General features: G+C 70.5%; 21 protein-coding genes and 1 tRNA gene. 3 read left to right on the top strand and 19 right to left on the bottom strand.

All coding sequences use genetic code 11. The features are described from left to right. Window positions 1–52: 52 nt before the first annotated feature. The 19 genes from rpoB to Q0858_RS00325 all read right to left on the bottom strand — a co-directional run bounded on the left by rpoB (window position 53) and on the right by Q0858_RS00325 (window position 20936). On the bottom strand, window positions 53–3520 hold the full coding sequence (gene rpoB / locus Q0858_RS00415) for a DNA-directed RNA polymerase subunit beta (RefSeq protein ID WP_299049876.1): 3468 nt from the start codon (window positions 3518–3520) through the stop codon (window positions 53–55). Between the two features lie 242 nt (window positions 3521–3762). Beyond that, window positions 3763–4749 carry a DnaJ domain-containing protein gene (locus Q0858_RS00410; RefSeq protein ID WP_299049873.1) on the bottom strand — a complete coding sequence of 329 codons (987 nt, stop codon included), beginning with the start codon at window positions 4747–4749 and terminating at the stop codon, window positions 3763–3765. Beyond that, the gene (locus tag Q0858_RS00405) at window positions 4746–5498 is read right to left on the bottom strand and encodes a hypothetical protein (RefSeq protein ID WP_299049871.1); all 753 of its coding nucleotides are present in this window, start codon (window positions 5496–5498) and stop codon (window positions 4746–4748) included. Before Q0858_RS00405 ends, Q0858_RS00410 begins: the two co-directional genes overlap by 4 nt. Before the next feature lie 105 nt (window positions 5499–5603). Continuing rightward, window positions 5604–6926, bottom strand: a complete 1323-nt coding sequence (locus Q0858_RS00400; protein WP_299049868.1) for an MlaD family protein — start codon at window positions 6924–6926, stop codon at window positions 5604–5606. After that, window positions 6923–8569 carry an MCE family protein gene (locus tag Q0858_RS00395; protein WP_299049866.1) on the bottom strand — a complete coding sequence of 549 codons (1647 nt, stop codon included), beginning with the start codon at window positions 8567–8569 and terminating at the stop codon, window positions 6923–6925. Before Q0858_RS00395 ends, Q0858_RS00400 begins: the two co-directional genes overlap by 4 nt. After that, the gene (locus Q0858_RS00390; RefSeq protein ID WP_299049864.1) at window positions 8566–9756 is read right to left on the bottom strand and encodes an MCE family protein; all 1191 of its coding nucleotides are present in this window, start codon (window positions 9754–9756) and stop codon (window positions 8566–8568) included. The genes Q0858_RS00395 and Q0858_RS00390 overlap by 4 nt, the downstream gene beginning before the upstream one ends. After that, window positions 9753–10808, bottom strand: coding sequence for an MCE family protein (locus tag Q0858_RS00385; RefSeq protein ID WP_299049861.1), 1056 nt, complete (start codon window positions 10806–10808; stop codon window positions 9753–9755). Before Q0858_RS00385 ends, Q0858_RS00390 begins: the two co-directional genes overlap by 4 nt. Further along, window positions 10805–11887 carry an MCE family protein gene (locus Q0858_RS00380; RefSeq protein ID WP_299049859.1) on the bottom strand — a complete coding sequence of 361 codons (1083 nt, stop codon included), beginning with the start codon at window positions 11885–11887 and terminating at the stop codon, window positions 10805–10807. Before Q0858_RS00380 ends, Q0858_RS00385 begins: the two co-directional genes overlap by 4 nt. Then, a complete protein-coding gene (locus Q0858_RS00375; RefSeq protein ID WP_299049856.1) occupies window positions 11884–13233 on the bottom strand; it encodes an MCE family protein in 1350 nt (449 codons plus the stop codon). The genes Q0858_RS00380 and Q0858_RS00375 overlap by 4 nt, the downstream gene beginning before the upstream one ends. Next, window positions 13233–14060 carry an ABC transporter permease gene (locus Q0858_RS00370; RefSeq protein WP_299049854.1) on the bottom strand — a complete coding sequence of 276 codons (828 nt, stop codon included), beginning with the start codon at window positions 14058–14060 and terminating at the stop codon, window positions 13233–13235. Before Q0858_RS00370 ends, Q0858_RS00375 begins: the two co-directional genes overlap by 1 nt. Window positions 14061–14065: 5 nt before the next feature. Further along, window positions 14066–14851 carry an ABC transporter permease gene (locus Q0858_RS00365; protein ID WP_299049850.1) on the bottom strand — a complete coding sequence of 262 codons (786 nt, stop codon included), beginning with the start codon at window positions 14849–14851 and terminating at the stop codon, window positions 14066–14068. A 2-nt stretch (window positions 14852–14853) separates the two neighbouring features. Further along, window positions 14854–15804 (bottom strand): ABC transporter ATP-binding protein, encoded by a 951-nt coding sequence (locus Q0858_RS00360; RefSeq protein WP_299049847.1) that lies wholly within the window; start codon window positions 15802–15804, stop codon window positions 14854–14856. A gap of 323 nt (window positions 15805–16127) precedes the next feature. Then, entirely contained in the window at window positions 16128–16514 is a 387-nt protein-coding gene (gene rplL / locus Q0858_RS00355) for a 50S ribosomal protein L7/L12 (RefSeq protein ID WP_299049845.1), read from the bottom strand. 47 nt (window positions 16515–16561) lie between these two features. Continuing rightward, window positions 16562–17224: a 50S ribosomal protein L10 gene (rplJ, locus tag Q0858_RS00350; protein ID WP_299049843.1), complete on the bottom strand. Its 663-nt coding sequence runs from the start codon at window positions 17222–17224 to the stop codon at window positions 16562–16564. A 944-nt stretch (window positions 17225–18168) separates the two neighbouring features. After that, complete coding sequence (gene rplA / locus Q0858_RS00345; RefSeq protein ID WP_299049841.1) at window positions 18169–18885, bottom strand: 50S ribosomal protein L1; 717 nt, start codon at window positions 18883–18885, stop codon at window positions 18169–18171. A 98-nt stretch (window positions 18886–18983) separates the two neighbouring features. Next, window positions 18984–19412, bottom strand: a complete 429-nt coding sequence (gene rplK / locus Q0858_RS00340) for a 50S ribosomal protein L11 (RefSeq protein WP_240234309.1) — start codon at window positions 19410–19412, stop codon at window positions 18984–18986. A gap of 226 nt (window positions 19413–19638) precedes the next feature. Then, the gene (locus tag Q0858_RS00335) at window positions 19639–20505 is read right to left on the bottom strand and encodes a transcription termination/antitermination NusG family protein (RefSeq protein ID WP_299049835.1); all 867 of its coding nucleotides are present in this window, start codon (window positions 20503–20505) and stop codon (window positions 19639–19641) included. A 65-nt stretch (window positions 20506–20570) separates the two neighbouring features. Next, a complete protein-coding gene (secE, locus tag Q0858_RS00330; RefSeq protein ID WP_299049833.1) occupies window positions 20571–20831 on the bottom strand; it encodes a preprotein translocase subunit SecE in 261 nt (86 codons plus the stop codon). Between the two features lie 32 nt (window positions 20832–20863). Continuing rightward, window positions 20864–20936 (bottom strand) — tRNA-Trp (locus tag Q0858_RS00325). A 119-nt stretch (window positions 20937–21055) separates the two neighbouring features. On the opposite strand from Q0858_RS00325, the gene Q0858_RS00320 reads away from it, so the two are divergent. From Q0858_RS00320 to Q0858_RS00310, 3 genes are read left to right on the top strand one after another with little or no spacing between them, the layout of a single operon-like run. Further along, window positions 21056–22339 carry an aminotransferase class I/II-fold pyridoxal phosphate-dependent enzyme gene (locus Q0858_RS00320; RefSeq protein WP_299049830.1) on the top strand — a complete coding sequence of 428 codons (1284 nt, stop codon included), beginning with the start codon at window positions 21056–21058 and terminating at the stop codon, window positions 22337–22339. 9 nt (window positions 22340–22348) lie between these two features. Then, complete coding sequence (locus Q0858_RS00315) at window positions 22349–23407, top strand: adenosine deaminase (protein ID WP_299049827.1); 1059 nt, start codon at window positions 22349–22351, stop codon at window positions 23405–23407. Next, window positions 23404–23877, top strand: a complete 474-nt coding sequence (locus Q0858_RS00310) for a DUF4190 domain-containing protein (RefSeq protein ID WP_299049824.1) — start codon at window positions 23404–23406, stop codon at window positions 23875–23877. The genes Q0858_RS00315 and Q0858_RS00310 overlap by 4 nt, the downstream gene beginning before the upstream one ends. The last annotated feature ends 23 nt before the right edge of the window (window positions 23878–23900 follow it).

Genomic DNA, 23900 nt, shown 5'->3' with positions numbered 1-23900 from the left:
CGGGAAGTGGGGCCGGGCCGGCGCGCACCGCGGGGGTGCGCGCCGGACCCGGTCACACCTCTTCGACCGAGCTGGGCTCGCGGCGGGACAGGTCGATGCCGAGCTCCTCGGCGGCGCGGAAGACGTCCTCCTCCGCGTCACGGAGCTCGATGCGCGACCCGTCCTGGCTGAGCACCTCGACGTTCAGCGACAGCGACTGCATCTCCTTGATGAGCACCTTGAACGACTCCGGGATGCCGGAGTCGGGGATGTTCTCACCCTTGACGATCGCCTCGTAGACCTTCACGCGGCCCGGGACGTCGTCCGACTTGATCGTCAGGAGCTCCTGGAGGGCGTAGGCGGCGCCGTACGCCTCCATCGCCCAGACCTCCATCTCGCCGAAGCGCTGGCCACCGAACTGCGCCTTACCACCCAGCGGCTGCTGCGTGATCATCGAGTACGGGCCGGTGCTGCGGGCGTGGATCTTGTCGTCGACCAGGTGGTGCAGCTTCAGGATGTACATGTAGCCGACCGCAACCGGCTCGGGGAAGGGCTCCCCGGAGCGGCCGTCGAACAGGTCGGCCTTGCCGTCCTCGGCGATCATGCGCACGCCGTCGCGGTTGGGCAGCGTGGACCCGAGGAGACCGGTGATCTCGTCCTCGCGGGCACCGTCGAAGACCGGGGTGGCGACCTTCGTGCCGGGGTCGGCCTGGCCGACACCGATCTTGGTGAGCCGCTGCTTCCACTCCGAGGAGTCGGGGTCGCCGGAGAGGTTGAGGTCCCAGCCCTGCTTGGCCAGCCAGCCCAGGTGCAGCTCGAGGATCTGGCCGATGTTCATCCGTCGCGGCACGCCCAGCGGGTTGAGCACGACGTCGACCGGGGTGCCGTCCTCCATGAACGGCATGTCCTCGATCGGCAGGATCTTCGCGATGACGCCCTTGTTGCCGTGGCGACCGGCGAGCTTGTCGCCGACGGAGATCTTCCGCTTCTGCGCGACGTACACGCGCACCAGCTGGTTGACGCCCGGGGGCAACTCGTCGCCCTCCTCGCGGTCGAAGACACGGACGCCGATGACGGTGCCGGACTCGCCGTGGGGGACCTTCATCGAGGTGTCGCGCACCTCGCGGGCCTTCTCACCGAAGATGGCGCGCAGCAGCCGCTCCTCGGGGGTCAGCTCGGTCTCGCCCTTCGGCGTGACCTTGCCGACCAGCACGTCACCGGTGGTGACCTCCGCGCCGATCCGGATGATGCCGCGCTCGTCGAGGTCGGCGAGCATGTCCTCGCCGACGTTCGGGATGTCGCGGGTGATCTCCTCCGGGCCGAGCTTGGTGTCGCGGGCGTCGACCTCGTGCTCCTCGATGTGGATCGAGGTGAGCACGTCCTCCTGCACCAGGCGCTGGGACAGGATGATGGCGTCCTCGTAGTTGTGGCCCTGCCAGGGCATGAAGGCCACGAGGAGGTTGGTGCCCAGCGCCATCTCGGCGTCGTCGGTGCACGGGCCGTCCGCGATCGGCGAGCCGGCCTCGAGACGGTCACCGGTGCTCACCAGCGGACGCTGGTTGATGCAGGTGCCCTGGTTCGAGCGGCGGAACTTCGCCATCCGGTACGTCGAGTACGTGCCGTCGTCGTTCATCGTCTCGACCGCGTCGGCGGAGACGTCCTGGACGACACCCGCCTTGTCCGCGACGACGACGTCGCCGGCGTCCACCGCGGAGCGGTACTCGATGCCGGTGCCGACCAGCGGGCTGTCGCTGCGGATCAGCGGCACGGCCTGACGCTGCATGTTGGCGCCCATGAGCGCGCGGTTCGCGTCGTCGTGCTCGAGGAACGGGATCAGGGCGGTCGCGACCGACACCATCTGGCGCGGCGAGACGTCCATGTAGTCGACCTCGTCCGCGAGGATCGCGTCGACCTCACCGTTCTTCTGGCGGACCAGCACCCGCTCCTCGACGAAGTGGTTGCTGTCGTCGAGCGGCGCGTTGGCCTGCGCGATGACGTAGCGGTCCTCGTCGTCCGCGGTCAGGTAGTCGACCTGGTCGGTGACGGTGCCCTCGACGACCTTGCGGTACGGCGTCTCGACGAACCCGAACGGGTTGATCCGGCCGTAGGAGGCCAGCGACCCGATCAGGCCGATGTTCGGGCCCTCCGGGGTCTCGATCGGGCACATGCGGCCGTAGTGGCTGTGGTGGACGTCGCGGACCTCCATGCCGGCGCGGTCACGGGACAGACCACCGGGGCCGAGGGCCGAGAGACGACGCTTGTGCGTCAGCCCGGCGATCGGGTTGGTCTGGTCCATGAACTGGCTCAGCTGCGAGGTGCCGAAGAACTCCTTCAGCGCCGCGGTCACCGGGCGGATGTTGATCAGCGACTGAGGCGTGATGGCCTCGACGTCCTGGGTCGTCATCCGCTCGCGGACCACCCGCTCCATGCGGGCGAGGCCGGTGCGGAGCTGGTTCTGGATCAGCTCGCCGACCGTGCGCATGCGGCGGTTGCCGAAGTGGTCGATGTCGTCGGCCGACAGGTCGAGCGTGCCGGCGTCACCGCGCTCGAGCTGGGCGCGGCCGTCGTGCAGCGCGACGATGTACTTGATCGCGGCGACGATGTCGTCCACGGTCAGCGTCTGGGTGTCGAACGCCTCCTCCAGCCCCAGCTTCTTGTTGATCTTGTAGCGACCGACCTTCGCGAGGTCGTACCGCTTGGGGTTGAAGTAGTAGTTGTTCAGCAGCGTCTGCGCGGCCTCGCGCGTCGGGGGCTCGCCCGGACGCAGCTTGCGGTAGATGTCGAGCAGCGCCTCGTCCTGGTTGGCGGTGTTGTCCTTCTCCAGGGTGAGCATGACCGACTCGTACTCGCCGAACTCCTCGCGGATCTGCTCGTTGGTCCAGCCGAGCGCCTTGAGGAGGACGGTGACGTTCTGCTTGCGCTTGCGGTCGAGGCGGACGCCGACCAGGTCACGCTTGTCGACCTCGAACTCGAGCCACGCACCGCGCGAGGGGATCACCTTCGCGGTGTAGACGTCCTTGTCGGAGGTCTTGTCGGCGGAGCGCTCGAAGTAGACACCCGGGCTGCGGACCAGCTGGGAGACCACGACACGCTCGGTGCCGTTGATGATGAAGGTGCCCTTGTCGGTCATGAGCGGGAAGTCGCCCATGAAGACCGTCTGGCCCTTGATCTCGCCGGTCTCGTTGTTCGTGAACTCGGCGGAGACGTAGAGGGGCGCGGAGTGGGTGAAGTCCTTCTCCTTGCACTCCTCGACCGTGTACTTCGGGTCGTAGAAGACCGGGTTCTCGAACGAGAGCGACATCGTCTCGGAGAAGTCCTCGATCGGAGAGATCTCCTCGAAGATCTCCGTCAGGCCGGACTTCGGGGAGACGTCCTGCCCAGCAGCCTCGCGGCGGGCGACCTCCAGCTCCCACTTCTCGTTGCCGACGAGCCAGTCGAAGCTGTCTGTCTGCAGCGAGAGGAGCTGGGGGATCTCCAGCGGCTCGGTGATCTTCGCGAAAGAAATACGGCGGGTGCCGTTGGCGTTGGTGCGCGCAGCCAAGATCCGTCCTCAGGATTGATCTGAACGTGTGTGCGTCCCTGCCCACCACGAGATCAGCCACCGGACAGGCGATCAGGCATCTGAGGGCAGACGCAACTGGTCACAGTACATGGCAATCGAGAGCACCACAAGACAGCGGCGCTGAAACTCGACGTCTGCACGATGATGACCGCCACGCGGCCCCAGGTCAAGCACCTCCGCGGCGCGGGGCGGGGGCGCGCAGTGCCCGTCCCCCCGCCCGGTCAGCCCGCCGTACCGGTGTCGAGGTCGTCGACGAGCCACTCGTCGCCGACCCGCTGCATCGTCACCGTGACCTGGTTGCTGTCGGTGCGCGGCGTCGCCAGCTGGTCGTTGGTCGTCTGCTGGTCGACGAACACCAGCACCTGCACCCGGTCGACCTCGGGATCGGTCCGGACGACGGCCGAGGCCAGCAGCGTCGCCTGCACCTGGGCGCCGATCTCCTGGGCGTTGCCCTCGATCAGGCCGTCGAAGATCTCGGCGTAGTCCTTCCCGAAGTCCTCGGTCATGTACGACAGCGCCGTCGACCGGCCGGCCTCGAGGTCGGTGGCGTCGTACGAGAGCACGGGCTCGATGGCCTGCTCCGCGGCCGCCTGCGCGTCGGTGACGTCCTCGTCCAGCTGCGCGGTGGACGTCGAGCCCACGAGGGCCGCGACCGTCACGATCGCGAGCAGGACGGCGGCCAGGCCGGCCACGAGGGCGACCCACAGCGGCGAACGACCGTCGCGCGCCGGCTGCGCCGGGTGCTCGGCGGGCGCGTCGGGGGCGGTGTCGGAGTCCTTGGCCAGGCTCGGGCCGTCGGCCTTCGCGGTCGGGGCCTCCTTCGCCGTCGCCTTCTCGGCGGGCGCCTTCTTGGCCGTCGTCTTCTTGGCCGTCGTCTTCTTGGCCGTCGTCTTCTTCGCGGTCGTCTTCTTCGCCGGGGCCCTCGTCGCCGGGGCCTTCTCGGCCACCGGGACCGGGACGACCGGCGCTGCCTCCGCGGACCCGGGCTCGTCCTCGGGGTCGTCCTCGGCGTCGGCCTGCTCGGCGAGCTCGGCGTCGTGCGCGGCGCGGGCGTCGGGGTCGAGCAGGACCTTGGCCGCCCGGTTCAGCACCGCGAAGCGGCGGTCGGTCGGGTCGAGGTCGGCGACGGAGGCCCGCCAGGCGGCGCGGATCTCCTCGGTGGAGGCGTCGGGAGCGACGTCGAGGACGTCGTACCAGCTCGGGGTCACCGGCCACCCCCCTGCTGGCCGCCCTGCTGGCCGCCCTGCTGGCCGCCCTGGCCCTGCTGGCCGTCCTGGCCCTGCTGGCCGTCCTGGCCCTGCTGGCCGCCGGGCTCCTGGGACGGGATCGGGAGGTCGGGGTCGATCGGCTGTTCCTCCTCGGCCGGCGGGGAGACCCCGGCGAAGTCGTCCACGAGCCACTCCCCGTCGACGCGGACGAGCTCGACGCGCAGGCGCAGCGGGACCGGCTGGCCCACGGGCTCACCCTCCAGCGAGTCGGTGAACGTCCCCGCGACGAGGACGGCGGCGTCGTCCTCGCTCATCTCGGCCACGCCGGTGCCGAGCACCTCGGCGGACCGCGAGACCCGCGAGTCGGCGACCTGCTGCTCGACGAGCGGGAGCGACTGCTCGAAGCCGTCGCGGAAGCCGGGGGTCAGCAGCTCGCCGACGCTCTCGCCGTACTCCGTCAGCTTGCCCTCGGCGTCGAGGCCGTCGGGTCCGTACGTCCCCAGGCGGAGCACGAACTGCCGCCCGACCTCCATGAGCTCGTCGCGCTGCGCCTGGACCTGCTCCTGGTCGCCGGCGACCTCGCGGTCCCCGACCACCCAGGAGCGGGACGTGAAGGTCCAGACGAGGACGCCCGCCGTGAGGAGCGCGAGGACCACGGCGACGACGACCAGCGCCCTCGCCAGCCGGGCGGGCACGGTACGGCGGCGCGTCGGCGCGGTCGCGCCGGACGCGGTCTCACCTGCAGCCACCACGGCTCCTTCCCTCGGTCCCGGCGAGGCTAGCCGCCCGGGGCACGACGACGACGCGCCCCTCGCCGGGGCGGCGGCCGGCTCGGCCGGTGGCCGGGCGCCGGGTCACTCCGTGCTGGTCAGCGGGTGCATCAGCAGCCACGACCAGGCGTTGTCGCCGAGCGCCTCGGGCGCGCGGCTGGAGGTCGGCTCCTCGCCCACCTGCGAGCCCCAGCGGACCCGTCCCGAGTCGCGGTCGTACGACGCCACCGTCGGGCGGGAGTCCCAGGGCACGATCCGCGGCGGGTTGTTCTGCTGCCCGCGCACGTTGCCCTGCTCGGGCGACAGGGTGCAGCGGGCGTCCTGCTCCATCGGGATGTCGCCGCGCTCGGTCTGCGGGTCCCGCTGCCGCTCGGTCGGGGGGAACGGGCTGGTGATGGGACGGTCGGCCAGCTTGTAGCCCTGGGTGCAGAACTGCGGCTCCGACGTGAGCACGAGCCCGAAGTGGGCGTCCTTCAGGCCGTCCCGGGGGTCCTGGGTGACCACGGTGAAGCTGCCGGACACGACGTAGGGGTAGAGCACGAGGAACTGCTGGATGTTCGGCAGCCGGCGGACGACGATCTCGCCCGTCGTGACCAGGTTGTCGAGCAGCCGCCCGAGCGCGACGTCGTTGTCCTCGAGGAAGGTCCGCAGCTGGTTGGCGGTCGCGCCGCCGGTGTCGATGACGCGGCGGAGGTCGTCGTCCGCTCCTGCCAGGGTCCCCGAGAACAGGCTGAGGTCGGTGGCGAAGGACCGGATGTTCTCCTGGTTGTCCAGCTGCGTCGACAGCACGGTGTTGGCGTTCTCGATGAGGTTCGCCGTGGTCGCGAAGTTGTCGTCGGCGGTCTCGATGAACGAGTTGCCGGTGTCGATGATCTGCTGCAGGTCCGGGCCGGTGCCGGCGAAGGCGTCGCCGAGCTCGCTGACCACGGTCCGCAGGTCGTCGTCGTCGACCGAGCCCACGGTGGTGGAGACGTTCGACAGCAGGGTCTCGACCGGCAGCGGGGTCGACGTCCGCTCCTCGGGGATGACGTCCCCGTCGGCGAGGAAGGGCTCCTCGTCCGTCTGGGGCTGGAGCTCGATGTACTGCTCACCCAGCGCCGACCTGTTGCCCACGACCGCGGTCGTGTCCGCCGGGATGTCGTCGTAGGTGTCCTCGATGACGAGCTCCGCCTCCACGCCGCGCTCGGTGAGAGTCAGCTCCCCGACCTGGCCGATCTTGACGCCGCGGTAGGCCACGAGACTGCCGGTGAACGACCCGCCCGAGTCGGCGAGGTCGACCGTCACGTTGTAGCTGCGGTCCACGACGAGCCGGTCGAGCTGGGCGTAGCGGGCGCCGACGAAGCTGACGCCGAGCAGGGTGATGATCGCGAAGACGAGCAGCTGCAGCTTGGTACGACGGGTGATCACCGGGATCCACCTCCGGGGAGCGCGGCACGGGTGACGCCGGGGACCAGCAGGCCGGTCAGGTCCGCGTCGTAGGCCCGGGCGAGGTCGGCCATGTCGACCCAGTCGTCGGCCAGCTCGCCGCCGTACACGGGTGACATCGGGGCCGCGCGCGGCAGGAGACCGCCGAGGCCGTCCTCACCGAGGAGGCCGCCGCCACCGCCGTTGCCGCCGCCGCCGGAACCGCCGCCGCCCCCGCCGGGGAGCCCTGGCAGGTCAGGGAGGAGTGGTTCGGTCGGATCGAGGGGAAGGCCGCCGCCTCCACCTCCTCCGCCGCCACCGCCGCCGTCCTCGTCGCAGAGGCCGGGGAAGATGGAACCGAGGATGTCGCACTGGATGAGGTCGGGGATCTCGGCTCCGACGTCACCCACGCAGCTGAGGATCTCCTCGAGCGTGGGCTGCCCGGTGCCGAGGTCGTCGAGGCAGTCCTGGATCGCGTCCACCGCACCGCTGTCGCAGATCGCATTGATCAGCTCGCGGACCTGGTCCAGAGGGAGCCCGCTCTCGATCAGTCGCTTCAGCACGAGCGAGTCGATCTCGTCGCAGACGACGTCGATGAGGTCACCCGCGCTCCCGAGCTTGAGGTCGAGCTGGATGTCGAGGTTGACGTAGTCGCCGATCTCGATCGAGCGCGCGACCTGCGGGTCGCGGCCGACCGTCTCGTCGACGAACGGGAAGGTGAGGAAGGTCTGGATCGAGAACGCCAAGTCGTCGTCGGCGTTCGCCAGCTCGCGCAGCACCGGCTCCAGCAGCTCCAGCGAGCGGATCGTGCCCTGCTTCGAGTCACGGATGACCTGGACGCCGACGTCGCTCAGCTCGTCCAGCGAGGTGAGGGCCTCAACCAGGTCGTCGCGCTGGCGGTCCAGCGACAGCGTGGCCGAGGGGATCTCGTCGAGCGCCAGGTTGATGGTGTCCGTCTGGGCGTTGGCCGACTTCGACAGCTCGTTGAGCGAGTCGATGGCGTCGATGATGTCGTCGGAGTTCTCGTCGGCGACCGTCGCGAACCGGTTGAGCCGGCGCAGGGCCGAGCGCAGCTCGGGCTCGCGCCCCCCGAGTGCCTGGTTCAGCTCGTTGGTGATCACCTCGAGCTGGCCGATGCCGCCGCCGTTCAGCAGCAGGCTGAGCGCGCCGAAGACCTCCTCGACCTCGGGGTTGCGGCCCGTCTGCTCGATCGGGATCTCGTCGCCGGACTCGAGGACGTCGCCCGAGACGGTGTTCTCGCTGCCGGCCGGCGGCTCCAGCGACACGAACTTCTCCCCGAGCAGGCTGGTCTGGCGGATGCGGGCGAACGTCGATGTCGGGAGGTCCAGGTCACCCTGCAGCTCCATCGTCACGAACGCGCGGTAGTCGCGGGTGGTGATGTCGGTGATGCGCCCGACGTCGACGTCGTCCACCTTGACGTTGGTCTGCGGCACCAGGTCCATGACGTCCCGGAACTCGGCCGTGACCGTGATCGGGTCGTCGCCGGTGTCGGGGCCACCGGGCAGCGGGATCGAGTAGATGCTGAAGTCGCAGGAGCTCAGCAGGAGCATGCCGGCCAGGGCCAGCACGAGGGCGCGCAGGCGGGAGGGCCGCCGTGTCGTCCGCCGTGTCGTCCGTCGCGTCACCGGGTCACCTCCACGAGACCGCCGAGGGTCGGGTCGGAGGTCTCGCGCTCGGCGAGCGTCGTCAGACCTCGCGCCGCGCCGCCCTGACCCAGCGGCGCCGTCCGCGCCGCCGGCAGCTCGGGGATGATCGGGCCGAGCAGGTCCTTGCAGCGATCCACCGAGTCCGGGCCCTCCAGGTTGGCGAGGCTGCAGATCGCGTTCGCCGGGTCCTTGATCAGGTCCTCCAGACCGTTCTGCAGGTTGGCCCGGGTGTCGAGGGTGCCGGCGTCACGGTTGTAGGTGCCGCCGAGGTTGTTCAGCGCGATGGGAGCGGTCCGCAGGACCTCGTCCAGCTCGACGCGACGGTCGACCAGGATCTGGGTGACGTCGCGCAGGCCACGAATGTTGCGGCCGAGCTGGGAGCGGTTGTTCCGGACGAACCGGGACACCGCGGTCGTCGCCGTGCCCAGGTTGTCGAGGGCCTCCGCGAGGTCCTCCCGCTCGTCGGCCAGCAGGTCGGAGACGTCGGCGAGGGAGTCGGAGAAGTCCCGGACGGTCTGGTCGTTGTCGGCCAGGGTCTGCACGAAGCCGTCGATGTTGTCGACGCTGTCGAACAGGTTCTCCTTGTTGTTGTCCAGCGTCTGGGTCAGGGCCCCCAGGTCGGTGACGGTCTGGTTGAACCGCTCCCCCTGGCCGCCGAAGTTGCGAGCCGTCTGGGTCAGCAGGTCGGACAGCGCGCCGTTCGAGTTGGCCCCCTCCGGACCGAGCGCGACGCTCAGGTCGTTCAGGCCGTCGTAGATCTGGTCCAGCTCCAGGGGCACCTCGGTGCGGTCCTCGTCGAGCACCGTCCCGGACGCCATCGCCGTGTCGCCCTCGGTGAAGGCGGGGGTCAGCTGCACGTAGCGGTCGCCGACCACGGACGGGGCGATGATGACCGCGCCGGCGTCCTCGGGGACCTGGACGCCCTCCTCGTCGACGTACATCTGCACCTTCACCCGGGTGCCCTCCGGCTCCACCGTCTCGACCTTGCCGACCGGCACGCCGAGGACGCGGACGTCGCTGCCCTCGAAGATCGAGATGGTGCGCGGGAAGTAGGCGGTGATCTCGGTGCGGTCGGGCGTGCGGAACATCAGCACGGCCGCGCCGGCGACGAGCGCGAGGATGATGACCGGCACGACGAAGCGGCCCAGCCCGGCGAGGTACCTCATCGGGTCGCTCCCTGTCCCTGTCCCTGTCCCTGTCCCTGTCCCTGGACGCCGCGGCCCGTGCCGGGTGCCACCCGCCCGTTGCCCTCGGGGATGAGGTCGGGCACGGCGTTGGGGAAGTTCTCGATGAGGGTGTCGAACCAGGGTCCGGTGCCGAGCGTGTTCTGGAAGACACGGTAGAAGGGCACCATCAGCCGCAGGCTCTCGTCCAGGTTGTCGCCGTTGCGCAGCAGGGTGTCCTCGACGTTGCCGAGCTTCGTCAGCGCCGGCTTGAGGTCGCCGCGGGTCTGCCGCACCAGCGTGGTCAGCTCCACCGACAGCTCCGAGGTCGCGTCGAGCAGGTCGCTGATGGCCTGGCGTCGCGCGACGATGGCGCGGAACAGCACGTCCGCGTCGTCGATGAGGGTCACGATGTCGTCGTCCCGGGCCTCGAGGGTGCCCGAGACGTCCTCGAGGTTGCCGAGCAGCTCGTCGAGCTCGTCGTCGCGGGACGCGATGGTCTCGGAGATCTCGGAGACCCCGCGCAGCGTGCGCCGGAACGACGCCGGGGTGTTGCGGGTCAGGTCCGACAGCACGGTGAAGGACTCCCCCAGCTGGTCGGCGTCGAGCTCGAGGGTGGTGTCACCGAGTCCCTCGAAGGCCTCGACCACGTCGAAGGGCGCGACGGTCCGCTCCAGCGGGATGGTGGACTCGGCGTCGAGCTGGCCCTCCCCCGCCGGCTCGAGCGCGAGGAACATCGACCCGAGCAGCGTCTTGATGCGGATCGAGGCGCCGGTGTCCTCGCCGAAGCCGGTGTCCTCCTCGATCCGGAAGCGGACGATCACCTCGTCGTCCTCGACGGAGACGTCCTCGACCACGCCGACCCGGACGCCGGCCACACGGACCTCGTCGTCGGCCTGGAGCCCGCCGGCCTCGGAGAAGGCGGCGTAGTAGATGTCCCCGCCACCGATGATCGGCAGGTCGCTGGCGCGGAAGGCGGCGGTCATGATCGCAGCGATCAGGGCGAACCCGATGGCGCCGATGATGACGGGGTTGCGCTCACGGAACGGCTTCATCCGAGGTCACACCTCGGTCCCAGGTCGGTGCCGGGCAGCGGGTACTCGAGCTGCACGTTGTTGCCGAGGCCCAGCAGGTCGCGGATCGGCTTCGGCAGGGCGGAGATGTCGAGACGTCCCTGGAAGTTGCAGAGGTAGAAGTTGAAGTACGACCCGTAGACCGCGGTGCGCCCGATCTTCCGGAGCTTGATCGGCAGCACGCTCAGGGAGCGGTCGATCTCGGCGGTGTCGCGGGGGCGGTCCAGGTTGCCGGCGAGGCGTCGGATCTCACGGATGTCCTCCACCAGCGGCGGGCGGACGCCCGAGACGAGGTCCGCGGTCTCGACCGACAGCTCGGAGATGCCGTCGAGCGACGCCAGCAGCGGCTCACGGTCGTCGCGCAGCCCCGAGACCAGGCGTCGGAAGTTGATGATCAGGTCCGACAGCTCCTCGTCGCGGTCGCTGACCGTGGTCAGGACCTGGTTGAGGTTGGTGATGAGGTCGCCGATGAGCTGGTCACGGTTCGCGAGGTCCGTGGTGACCGAGGCCGTGCTGGCCAGGAGCGACTCGACCGTGCCGGCCTCGCCCTGGAAGACCTGGATGATCTCGCCGGAGAGCTGGTTCAGCTCGGCCGGGCTGAGGGCGCGGAACAGCGGCTTGAAGCCGTTGAACAGCACCGTGAGGTCGAGGGCGGGCGAGGTCCGGTCCTCACCGATCACGTCGCCGACCGGGAGCCGGTCGGTGCTCCCGATGCCCTGGCTCAGAGAGAGGTAGCGCTGGCCGACGAGGTTGCGGTAGCGGATCTCGACGTTGGTGGCCCCGGTGACCGCCGTGGTCTCCGCGACGGTGAAGGTCACGCGCGCCCGGTCGGTCTCGTCGACGACCTGGACGTCCTTGACCACGCCCACCTTCACCCCGGCGACGCGGACGTCGTCGCCCTTGACCACGCCGGTGGCGTCGGTGAAGTCCGCCTTGTACTCCCGTTGCGCGCCGAAGGTCAGGTTGCCGATGGTGATGACGAGCAGGCTGGTGGCCAGCGACGTCACGACGATGAAGATGACCAGCTTGACGCCGGCGAGGATCAGCTCGCGGTTCCTCATCGCAGCTCCACCTCCGCACCGCGGGCCATGGGGCCGAGCAGGACGACGCCCAGGTCGGGGACGTCCTCCGCGCTGGTGCCGAGGGCGGGCGCCATCATGCTGCGGAGCATCTCGGCCTCCTGCGAGGTCCCGACGTACGACGGGGTCGGCCCGGTGCCGGACAGCTCGTCGGCGCTCGGCGCGGCGGTCGACGTACCGCCCGACGCGGCACGGCCGGGGGCGACGCGCTCGGCGGTGCCGCTGCGCAGGGTCGAGTCGTCCACGCCGTCGTCGAAGTCGGGGATGTCCGTGAACCGGTTCTGCTGGGTGTACGACGGGTTCGGCAGCTCCCCGCAGAAGGGGGCGTTGTCCGCGCCGAGCTGCGGCACCTCGTTCGGGGTGTAGGCCCGGGGCTGCTGCGGCAGCAGCTCGAGGTTGATGTGCAGCGTGAAGTCGCGGAACGCCTCGCCCTGGTCGGCGCCGGCGTTGACCAGGCCGCCCAGCAGGCAGGGGTACTCGGGCGAGTAGCGGGCGAGGACCGCCAGCTGCTGCTCGCCGAGCTCGCCGACCCGGATGAGGTTGTCGCCGTTCTCGTCGAGGAAGACCCGCGCGGTGTCCGAGAAGCGGGACAGGTCGCCCAGCAGGGCCTGGAGCCGGTCCTCGCGTCCCTCGAGCGTGGTGAACGTGGTGACGGTGTTGCGCAGGATGCTGCTCAGCTCGGGGATGACGTCGTTGTAGACGTCCGAGACCTCGGCGGTCAGGCGCAGGTCCTCCATGAGGGCGGGCAGCTCGGGGTTGAGCTTGCCCAGGTAGGAGTTGAGGCGCTCGATGTTGTCGCCGAGCCGGTCGCCCCGTCCCTCGAGCGCGACGACCAGCGCGTTGAGGGTCATGTTGAGGTCGCCCGGGCGCACGGCGGTGAGCAGCGGCTGCAGGTCGGACAGCACCCGCTCCACCTCGGTCGCGACCTCGGTGCGCTCGATGACGTCGCCCGCCGCCAGCGACGGGCCGTCGTCGACGGTTCCGTCAGGGGGGATCAGCTCGACCTCCTTCTGCCCGAAGAGGGTCTTGGGGATGATCGAACCCGTGACGTCGGCCGGGATCTCGTCGATCTTGTCGGGGAGGATGCCGAGGGTGAGCTCGGCGCCGTCCGTCGTGGTGTCGATGCCGCGGACCTCGCCGACGATCATGCCGCGGATCTTCACGTCGGCCCGGTCGGGCAGCTGGAGCCCGATCTTCGAGGTCTCCAGCTTCACCTCCTGGAAGTCGGTGAAGCGCTGGGTGAAGATCGCGTAGGTCAGGTAGACGCCCGTCACGAGCATCACCAGGAACAGGACCCCGAGGGTCTTGTGCGCGCGCAGGATGTTCATCAGCCCGCCAGCCTGACGGTCGTGTTGGTGCCCCAGATCGCCATCGACAGGAACAGGTCGAGCACGTTGATGGTCACGATGCTGGTGCGGACGGCGTACCCCACCGCGGTCCCCACGCCGGCGGGACCGCCCGTGGCGTTGTAGCCGTGGTAGCAGTGGATGAGGATCACGGCGACGGCGAAGATGAGCACCTTGCCGAAGGACCAGAGCACGTCCTGTGGTGGCAGGAACTGGTTGAAGTAGTAGTCGTAGGTGCCGACCGACTGCCCGAAGAACTGCGTCACGGTCAGCCTCGTCGCGAAGTACGACGACAGCAGGCCGACGACGTACAGCGGCACGATCGCGATGAGCCCGCCGATGATGCGGGTGGTGACGAGGAACGGCAGCGAGGGGATCGCCATCACCTCGAGGGCGTCGACCTCCTCGGAGATCCGCATGGCGCCGAGCTGGGCGGTGAAGCCGCAGCCGACCGTCGCCGCGAGCGCGATGCCCGCCACGAGCGGAGCGATCTCACGGGTGTTGATGTACGCCGAGACGAAGCCGGAGAACGCCGCCGTCCCGATCTGGTCGAGGGCGGCGAACCCCTGGAGGCCGACCTCCGTGCCGGTGAAGAACGACAGCGCGGTGATGACGCCGACCGTGCCGCCGATGACCGCCAGCGCACCCGAGCCGAGGGTGACCTCGGCGAGGATCCGCAGGATCTCCTTCTTGTAGCGGCTGATCGTGCGAGGGGTCCACGCGAGCGCGCGCAGGTAGAAGGAGAGCTCGGAACCGAGGCCCTCCAGCTTGCGGAGCGGCGCGGTCGCCGTCTGCTTGAACGTCGCCACGGCCGCTAGCCCGTCTTCGGTGGAACGAGCTGGAAGTAGATGGCGCTCATGGAGAAGTTGACGACGAACAGGAGCATGAAGGTGATGACGACGGACTGGTTCACCGCGTCACCGACGCCCTTCGGGCCACCACCGGCGTTCATGCCCATGTAGCAGGCCACGATCGCCGCGATGAGGCCGAAGATGAGGGCCTTGATCATCCCCTGCCACACGTCGGCGAGCTGGGCGAGCGCGGTGAAGCTCGCCAGGTAGGCGCCGGGCGTGCCGCCCTGGAGGATGACGTTGAAGACGTAGCCGCCGGCCACGCCGACGACGCTGACCAGGCCGTTGAGGAAGACGGCGATCAGCATGCAGGCCAGCACGCGGGGCACCACGAGTCGCTGGATGGGGTCGATGCCCAGCACCATCATCGCGTCGAGCTCCTCGCGGATCTTCCGCGCGCCGAGGTCCGCGGCGATCGCGGAGCCGGCGGCGCCGGAGATCAGCAGGGCGGTGGCGATGGGGCCTGCGTTGCGGACGACGGCGAGCACCGAGGCCGACCCCGTGAACGACTGTGCACCGAACTGCTGGATCAGGCTGCCGATCTGCAGCGAGATGACCGCGCCGAACGGGATCGCCACGAGAGCCGTGGGGATGATCGTCACGGACGCGATGAACCACGCCTGCGTGAGGAACTCACGGAACTGGAAGGGTCGCCGGAACAGCTGGCGCCCGACGTCCAGGCCGAAGGCGAAGAGCCCGCCCGCGGTGCCGATCGGGGCGAGGACCTTGGAGTTGAGGCTGCTCGCCACCCTCAGGCCCCCACCGCTGCGTTCTCGTCCTCGAACGACCCGGGCGGCGGCGTGATGCCGTTGTCACGGCACCAGCCCCCGGGCTCGCGCTGGCTCCGCCGCGGGATGCCGTTGGAGGGCTCGATCTGGAGCGGGATGGGAGGCAGGGGCGGGAGCTCCTGGTCCTTCTCGGCCTCCAGCTCGTCGGCGTCCTTCTCCTCGGACATGCCGATCGGGCCGACGCGCTGGGCGTTCAGGAACTGCCGGACCACCGGCTCCTCGGAGCTCAGCAGCATCTCGCGGGGCCCGAACATGGCGAGGTGCTTGTGGTAGAGCAGGCCGATGTTGTCCGGGACCGTCCGGGCGGTGTTGATGTCGTGGGTGACGATGAGGAACGTCGCGTCGATCTGCGCGTTCAGGTCGACGATGAGCTGGTTGAGGAACGCGGTGCGGACCGGGTCGAGCCCGGAGTCCGGCTCGTCGAAGAGCACGATCTCGGGGTCCAGCACCAGCGCGCGGGCCAGGCCGGCGCGCTTGCGCATGCCGCCGGAGATCTCGCCGGGGAGCTTGTCCTCGGAGCCGAGCAGGCCGACGAGGTCCATCTTCTCCATGACGACGTCGCGGACCTCGGACTCGGTCTTCTTCGTGTGCTCGCGCAGCGGGAAGGCGACGTTGTCGTACAGGTTCATGGACCCGAACATCGCGCCGTCCTGGAACAGGACGCCGAAGAGCTTGCGGATCTCGTAGAGGTCGCGCTCCTTGCAGGTCGCGATGTCGGTGCCCTCGATGACGATGGAGCCCCGGTCGGGCTTCAGCAGGCCGATGAGGGCCTTGAGGAACACGGACTTGCCCGTCCCGGAGGGACCGAGCATCACGCAGATCTCGCCGGCGGGGATCGTCAGGGTGACGTCACCCCAGATCAGCTGCTTGCCGAACGACTTCGTCAGTCCCTCGACTGCGATCTCGACACCCATCCGGTCCCCCTCTCTGTGCGCGTCGTCGTCCCGGTCGACATCCCCGGGACCCCCGAACCGGCCGATGCTTCAACGTGACGAACGGCGCAAGGTTACGTCCGTCTCACCCTGGTCCGCCGGTGAATGCTAGTGGTCGGGTTACCAGTGAGTAAACAGGCAGTCACCGAGTGAGGCCGAGCCGTGATCCGTGACGTGCGTCACGAGCATCGACGCGACGTGCGCCCGGGCGCTCACGTGGTCCGGACGCACGACGAGGGCGGTCACCCCGATGGGGTGACCGCCCTCGTGCGCGGTGTGTCAGTGCCGGCCGTGGCCGGCGTGCGTCACTTGAGGGTGACGGTGGCGCCGGCGCCCTCGAGGGACTCCTTGGCCTTCTCGGCGACGTCCTTCGCGACCTTCTCGAGGATCGGCTTGGGGGCCGACTCGACGAGGTCCTTGGCCTCCTTCAGGCCGAGGGAGGTCAGGGCGCGCACCTCCTTGATGACGTTGATCTTCTTGTCACCGGCGGCCTCGAGGACGACGTCGAACTCGTCCTGCTCGGCAGCGGCCTCGGCGCCGGCGGCGGGAGCGCCGGCGGCGGGGGCGGCGGCGACCGGAGCGGCGGCGGTGACGCCGAAGGTCTCCTCGAACTCCTTCACGAACTCGCTGAGCTCGAGAAGGGTCATCTCCTTGAAGGAGTCGAGGAGGTCTGCGGTGGAGAGCTTGGCCATGGTGGCTTCCTTCCGTGGGTGGTGCGTGGTGTGGGTGGGGGTGGTGCTCAGGCCTCGGTGGACTCGGCCCCGGTGTCGCTGTCGTCGCTGCTGCTGTCGCTGTCGTCGCTGGTCGCCTCGGCGGCCGGCTCCTCGGCGGGCTGCTCGGCGGGCTCCTCGGCCGGCGTACCGGCTCCGCCCGCGAGGACCGACGGGTCCTCGGTCGCCTTCGCCTCCAGCGCCCCGGCGAGCCGGGCCATCTGGGAGATCGGGGCGTTGAGCAGGTAGACGGCCTGGGACAGCGAGGCCAGCATCGCGCCGGCCATCTTGCCCAGGAGCACCTCGCGGGACTCGAGGTCGGCCAGCTTGGCCACCTCGGCAGCGTCCACGGGGTTGCCGTCCAGGATCCCGCCCTTGATCACGAGGGCCGGGTTGGCCTTCGCGAAGTCGCGCAGGCCCTTGGCGGCCTCGACGACGTCACCGCTGATGAAGGCGATGGCGGTCGGGCCGGTGAGGAGGTCGTCGAACCCCTGGATCCCCGCGCGGTTGGCGGCGATCTTGGCGAGGGTGTTCTTCACGACCGCGTAGCTGGCGTTGTCGCCCAGCGCGCGGCGCAGATCCTGCAGCTGCTTGACGTCGAGACCCCGGTACTCGGTCAGCACAGCGCCGGAGGCGTTGGTGAACGAGTCGGTGATCTCGGCGACCGCGGCGTCCTTGTCAGCTCGCGCCATGGGTCTCCTTCGTCGTGGTCGGTGCGTGAGGTGCGGGCGGCTGCCCGTACCCGGCCGCGTCCCGCCCGGCGGAGGACCCGTGAGAATGCAGAACGCCCCGTGCAGGTGCACAGGGCGTACGGCGCGGAGCGCCACTCACTCGGTGTCACCTGCGCGGGTCGCCCGGTCTCCCGGGGCCTTCGGGCCTCCCCTCGCGGGGCGGCCGACCGGCGGTCTTCGGCTACAGCGGACAACAGTACGGGCGTGGTGCGGGGCGGGCCAAATCGGACGGTCCCCCAGCTCCGCTGGTCGGGCAGCAGACCCGCGCCGGCGGGTCCGCGTCGTCGAGACCACCGTGGGACAGCCGCATTGACGAACGTCGCTCGCCGGATCTCGTGGCTCGGCCGCGGCCGGCCCCGCACCTCCATCTCCGCAACCCCCGGAGGTCGAGGCGCTCCGAGCCCCGGCGAGGAGCCACGAGACCCCGCGCCACGAACGCCCAGCCCCACCGCCGGTCGAGCAGCAGACCCGCGCCGGCGGGTCCGTGTCGTCGAGACCACCGGCAGAACCCGCGACGACGAACGGCCCTCGCCGGATCTCGTGGCTCGGCCGTGGCCGGCCTCGCACCTCGATCTCCGCAGCCCCCGGAGGTCGAGGCGCTCCGAGCCCCGGCGAGGAGCCACGAGACCCCGAGCCACGAACGCCGGCCCCGCCCCTCACCGGATCTGGTGGCTCGGCCGTGGCCGGCCTCGCACCTCGATCTCCCCACCCCCGGAGGTCGAGGCGCTCCGAGCCCTGGCGAGGAGCCACGAGACCCCGCGCCACGAACGCCGGCCCCGCCCCTCACCGGATCTCGTGGCTCGGCCGTGGCCGGCCTCGCACGTCGATCTCCGACGCTGTCAGGACGACGAACGGCCCGCCACGGGGTCGGGGCGGGCCGTCGTACGACGTGCGGGAGGTGAGGGTCAGTCGGTCTCGTCGGCCGACGCCACGTCCTTGGTGCGGTTCGGGTCGACCTGGACGCCGGGGCCCATGGTCGTCGACACCGTGATCTTGCGGATGTAGCGGCCCTTGGAGCTGGCCGGCTTGAGCCGCAGCACCTCCTCGAGGGCGGCGGCGTAGTTCTCGGCCAGCTGGGCCTGGTCGAACGACGCCTTGCCGATGATGAAGTGCAGGTTCGAGTGGCGGTCGACCCGGAACTCGATCTTGCCGCCCTTGATGTCGGACACGGCCTTCGCGACGTCGGGGGTCACGGTGCCGGTCTTCGGGTTCGGCATGAGGCCGCGGGGGCCGAGCACGCGGCCGAGGCGACCGACCTTGCCCATCATGTCGGGAGTCGCGACGACGGCGTCGAAGTCGAGCCAGCCGCCGTTGACCTTCTCGATCATGTCGTCGCCACCGACGAAGTCGGCGCCGGCCTCACGGGCGGCGTCGGCCTTCTCGGCGTTCGCGAAGACGAGCACGCGGGCGGTCTTGCCGGTGCCGTGGGGCAGGTTGACCGTGCCGCGGACCATCTGGTCGGCCTTGCGGGGGTCGACCCCGAGACGCATGACGACGTCGACGGTCTCGTCGAACTTCTTCTTGGCCACGTCCTTCGCGATCGCGATCGCGGAGTACGGCGAGTGGATGGCGTCGCGGTCGTAGGTCTCGACGGCGGCCCGGTAGGTCTTGCTGCGCTGCATAGGAAACGTCCCTCCTGGACGGCGTGGTGCGTGAGCCAGCGCGTGGCTCTCCCACGGTCGTGCGGATCTGAGCTGGGGGTGGAGCTAGGGGGTGGAGATCACTCGGTGGTGACGCCCATGGAGCGGGCGGTCCCCTCGACGATCTTCATGGCGCCCTCGACGTCGTTGGCGTTGAGGTCGGGGAGCTTGGTCGTCGCGATCTCGCGGACCTGGTCCTTCGTCAGCTTGCCGACCTTGTCGGTGTGCGGCGTGCTGGAGCCCTTCGCGAGACCGGCGGCCTTCTTGATCAGCTCGGCGGCCGGCGGGGTCTTCGTGACGAACGTGAACGAACGGTCCTCGAAGATGGTGATCTCGACGGGGATCACGTTGCCGCGCATGGACTCCGTCTGGGCGTTGTACGCCTTGCAGAACTCCATGATGTTCACGCCGTGCGGACCGAGCGCGGTACCGACCGGCGGAGCCGGCGTCGCAGCACCGGCCTGGAGCTGCACCTTGACCAGCGCAGCGACCTTCTTCTTGCTAGGCATGTCGCCCTCTCTCTCGTGTGGTCATGTCGGGGCGGGTGCCCCTGCCACGGTTTCCTTCGTGCAGCGTCCTATGGTGCCGGACGCCTGTGCTTCGGGCGATTCCCCGGGATGCTTCTCGCCTCACCGGGTCTCGAGACGCGTCACGCAGCCCGTCGCAAGCTCCTGGCTGCGTCGACGCTCCTCGACCTCTTCGCCGAACTTTCCCTCGCAGGCTCGGGAAAGTCGCTCAGACCTTTTGAATCTGGTTGAAGCTCAGCTCGACCGGGGTCTCCCGGCCGAAGATCTCGACGAGCGCCTTGACCCGCTGCGACTCCGCGTTGATCTCGGTGATCGTCGCGTGGAGCGTGGCGAACGGGCCGTCGACGACCATGACGGAGTCCTGGACGTCGAAGTCGGCGACCTCGATGGCCGGCTTGCGCGCGGTCGTGGCGGAGCCACCCGAGCCCGAGCCGGAGCCCTGACCCGCGGCGGCGGCCTCGGACTCGGCGGCGGCGAGGACGGCGGGGGCGAGCATGTTCTCGACCTCGCTCATGCTCAGCGGCACCGGCTGGTGGCTGTGGCCCACGAAGCCCGTCACGGACGGGGTGTGGCGGACGGCGGACCAGGACTCGTCGGTCAGGTCCATGCGGACCAGGACGTAGCCGGGGAGCACCGTGCGGCGGACCATCTTGCGCTGGCCGTTCTTGATCTCGGCGACCGTCTCGGTCGGCACGACGATCTCGTGGATCAGCTCCTCCATGTTGAGGGAGATGATCCGGTTCTCGAGGTTCGCGCGGACCCTGTTCTCCATGCCGGAGTAGGTGTGCACGACGAACCAGTCACCGGGCTTGGCCCACAGCTCGCGGCGGAAGGCCTCGAGGGGGTCCTCGGGACCGGCCTCCTCGTCGTCGGAGTCGTCGTCGGAGTCACCGCCGACGGCGTCCTCGACGGTCTCGGTCTCGACGTCCTCAAGGGGCTCCAGCGGCTCGATCGGCTCCACGATGGTGGTCGACTCGGCGCCGTCCGGGCTCTCGGGGTCCGTGATGACCTGGGCCTCGGCCTCGTCGGCCTCGGACTCGTCGGTCTCGACGTCTGCGTCGTACTGCTCGGACACGGCTGTGCTACCTCGGATCTGATCGGGTGTGGGGCCTGGCCCCGGTGGTGTGGGTGCGGGGGCGGCTAGGAGCCGTCGCGCGCGAAGATCTCGAAGACCAGCTGCCCGAAGGCGAGGTCCAGCACCGAGACCAACGCGATCATGAAGAGCACGAAGACCATCACCACGATGAAGTAGGTGACCAGCTGCTGCTGGGTCGGCCACACCACCTTGCGGAGCTCGGCGACGACCTGCTTCAGGAAGGTGATCGGGTCGGTGCGCTTGCCTCCGGGGCCGTCACCGCGCGAGTCGTCCCGGGAGCTGCGCACTGCGCTGCTGTCGGCCACGCTCGTCCACCTTCCGCTTCGTCGTCGTGTCGCAGGGCACGAGGGACTTGAACCCCCAACCTTCGGTTTTGGAGACCGATGCTCTGCCAGTTGAGCTAGTGCCCTCCGGGTCCTGGGGGGTTCGCAGCGCGCTGCATCCCCGTCCCTCGGACACCAAACCCTTACTGTACGGGGGCGCTCGGACCAAGTCGAACCGGCCTCGGCGACGGTGCGACGATGGGCCCGTGACCGCCGAGACCCCCGCCCTCACCGACCGCTCCCCCGAGGCGCTCGCCGCCTTCCGTGACGACGCCCGCGCGGCGTACGACGCCCTCGCCGCGAAGGGACTGTCCCTCGACCTCACGCGCGGCAAGCCCGCGCCGGAGCAGCTCGACCTCGCCGACGGCCTGCTGGGCCTGCCGAGCGCCACGAAGGACTCGTCCGGCACGGACGTCCGCAACTACGGCGGGCTGGCCGGCCTCGCCGACCTGCGCTCCATCTTCGCGGAGCTGCTCGGCGTCCCGACCGCGCAGCTCGTCGCCTCGGGCAACTCGAGCCTGGTCCTGATGCGCGAGGTCCTCGCCGACCTGTGGATCAAGGGCGGCCCGACCAGCGAGCGCCCCTGGGGACGCGAGGAGCGCGTCACCTTCCTGTGCCCCTCCCCCGGCTACGACCGCCACTTCACCCTCCTGGACTGGTTCGGCATCGACATGGTCGCCGTCCCCCAGACCGACGAGGGCCCCGACATGGACGTCGTCGAGCGGCTCGTCGCCGACGACCCGTCCGTGAAGGGCATGTGGGTGGTCCCGACGTACGCGAACCCGACGGGCACCGTCGTCTCCCAGGCGACGGCCGACCGGCTCGCCGCGATGCCGACCGCCGCGCCCGACTTCACCGTGCTGTGGGACAACGCCTACGCCCTGCACCACCTCACCGACGACGAGGTCGCCAGCGCCGACCTCCTCGCCGCGGCGGCCGCGGCCGGCAACCCCGAGCGGGTCGTGATGTTCGCCTCGACCTCGAAGATCAGCTGGGCGGGCGCCGGGGTCGGCTTCCTCGCCGGCTCCCCCGCGACCGTCGAGTGGTACCTGCACCACCTCGGCCAGGGCGCCATCGGGCCCGACAAGGTCAACCACCTGCGCCACGCGCAGCTGTTCGGCTCCGCGCAGGGCGTCCGCGACCACATGGCGAAGCACCGCGACCTGGTGGCGCCGAAGTTCGCCGAGGTCGACCGCGTGCTCGGCGAGCAGCTCGGCGGGCTGGGCATCGCGGAGTGGACCCGCCCCCTCGGCGGCTACTTCGTCAGCGTCGACGTCCTGCCCGGCACCGCGAGCCGCGTCATCGCCCTGGCGAAGGACGCCGGCGTCGCCCTGACCCCCGCCGGCTCGGCCTTTCCGTACGGCCGGGACCCCGAGGACCGCAACATCCGCCTCGCCCCCACCTTCCCGTCGCTGCCGTCGGTCGTCGAGGCGATGGAGGCCTTCTGCGTCTGCGCCCGGCTCGCGGCGGCCGAGAAGCTGGCGGGCTGAGTCGAGCCCGTGACCGACAGCCCGCCGCGCCGCCGGCTCGACACGCTGCCCAAGGCCCACCTCCACCTGCACTTCACCGGGTCGATGCGGCACGGCACCCTGCTCGAGCTGGCGGCGCGCGACGGGATCCACCTGCCGGACTCGCTCGTCTCCGCGTGGCCCCCGCAGCTGTCGGCGGCCGACGAGAAGGGCTGGTTCCGCTTCCAGCGCCTCTACGACGTGGCGCGGTCGGTGCTGCGCACCCCCGACGACGTCCGCCGGCTGGTCCGGGAGGCGGCCGAGGACGACGTCGCCGACGGCGGGCGCTGGCTGGAGATCCAGGTCGACCCGAGCGGGTACGCCGCCCGCTTCGGCGGGATCACCGCGTTCACCGACCTGGTGCTCGACGCCGCGGCCGACACCACCGCCGCCACCGGCCTCCCGGTCGCCGTCGTCATCGCCGCCAACCGCACCCGTCACCCCCTCGACGCGCGGACGCTGGCGCGCCTCGCGGCGGCGTACGCCGGGCAGGGCGTCGTCGGCTTCGGCCTGTCGAACGACGAGCGCCGCGGCAGCACCTCCGACTTCTCCCGCGCCTTCGCCATCGCGGAGCGCGCCGGGCTGGCCCTGCTGCCCCACGGCGGCGAGCTGCTCGGACCGGCCTCGGTGCGCACCTGCCTCGACGAGCTCCACGCCGACCGCCTCGGCCACGGGGTCCGGGCCACCGAGGACCCCGCGCTGCTGGACCGCGCCGTGTCCGCCGGGGTGGCCTTCGAGGTCTGCCCCACGTCGAACGTGGCGCTGGGGGTCTACCCGGACCTCGGGACGGTGCCCCTGCCGCAGCTGCTGGCCGCCGGGGCGACCGTCGCGCTCGGGGCCGACGACCCCCTGCTGTTCGGGTCCCGCCTCGCGGCGCAGTACGCCACGATGCGCGCCGCCCACGACCTCGACGACGCCACCCTCGCCGAGCTGGGACGCATGTCCATCCGCGCCGCCCGCATGCCCGACGACCTGCGCACCCGCCTGCTCGCCGAGGTGGACGCGTGGGAGGTTTCGCCCGCCGCCGAGGAGGCACACTCCCCGACGTGAGCGACCTGGACCCCTCCGAGCGGTGGCGTGAGCTCGACGCGTCCGACCGCCGGTCGGACCGGGCCCGGGACGAGCCGGCGCCGTCGTCCGGCCCGTCGCCGTACGAGAGCTACCCCTGGGGCGCCGTGGACGGCTCCCCGCTGCCGCTGTCGTACCCGCCGTTCCCGGCCGGACCGCACCGCGGGCCGTTGTCGACGCCCGCCGCCGTCCCGGTGCAGCACCCCTCGGCGTCGGTCGCCCTCACCCTGGGCGTCATCGGCCTCGCCGGCGGGGTCCTCTGCTACGTGCCGCTGCTCGCCGCGCCCGTCGCGGTCCTCACCGGACGCCGCGTGGTCCGGGAGATCGACGCCTCCGGCGGTGCCCTCACCGGCCGCGGGGCCGCGGTCGCCGGCCTCGTGCTCGGGTCCCTGGGGTCCGCGGTGCTGGCCCTCCTGGTGGCGGCGCTCGTCTACTGGGTCGCGAGCCCGTGAGCCCGGTCCCGCACCCGAGGAGG

Origin of the sequence: uncultured Nocardioides sp. (genome assembly GCF_947489365.1) — a bacterium.
GTDB lineage: Bacteria > Actinomycetota > Actinomycetes > Propionibacteriales > Nocardioidaceae > Nocardioides.
This window is presented reverse-complemented; position numbering and strand designations above follow the sequence as displayed.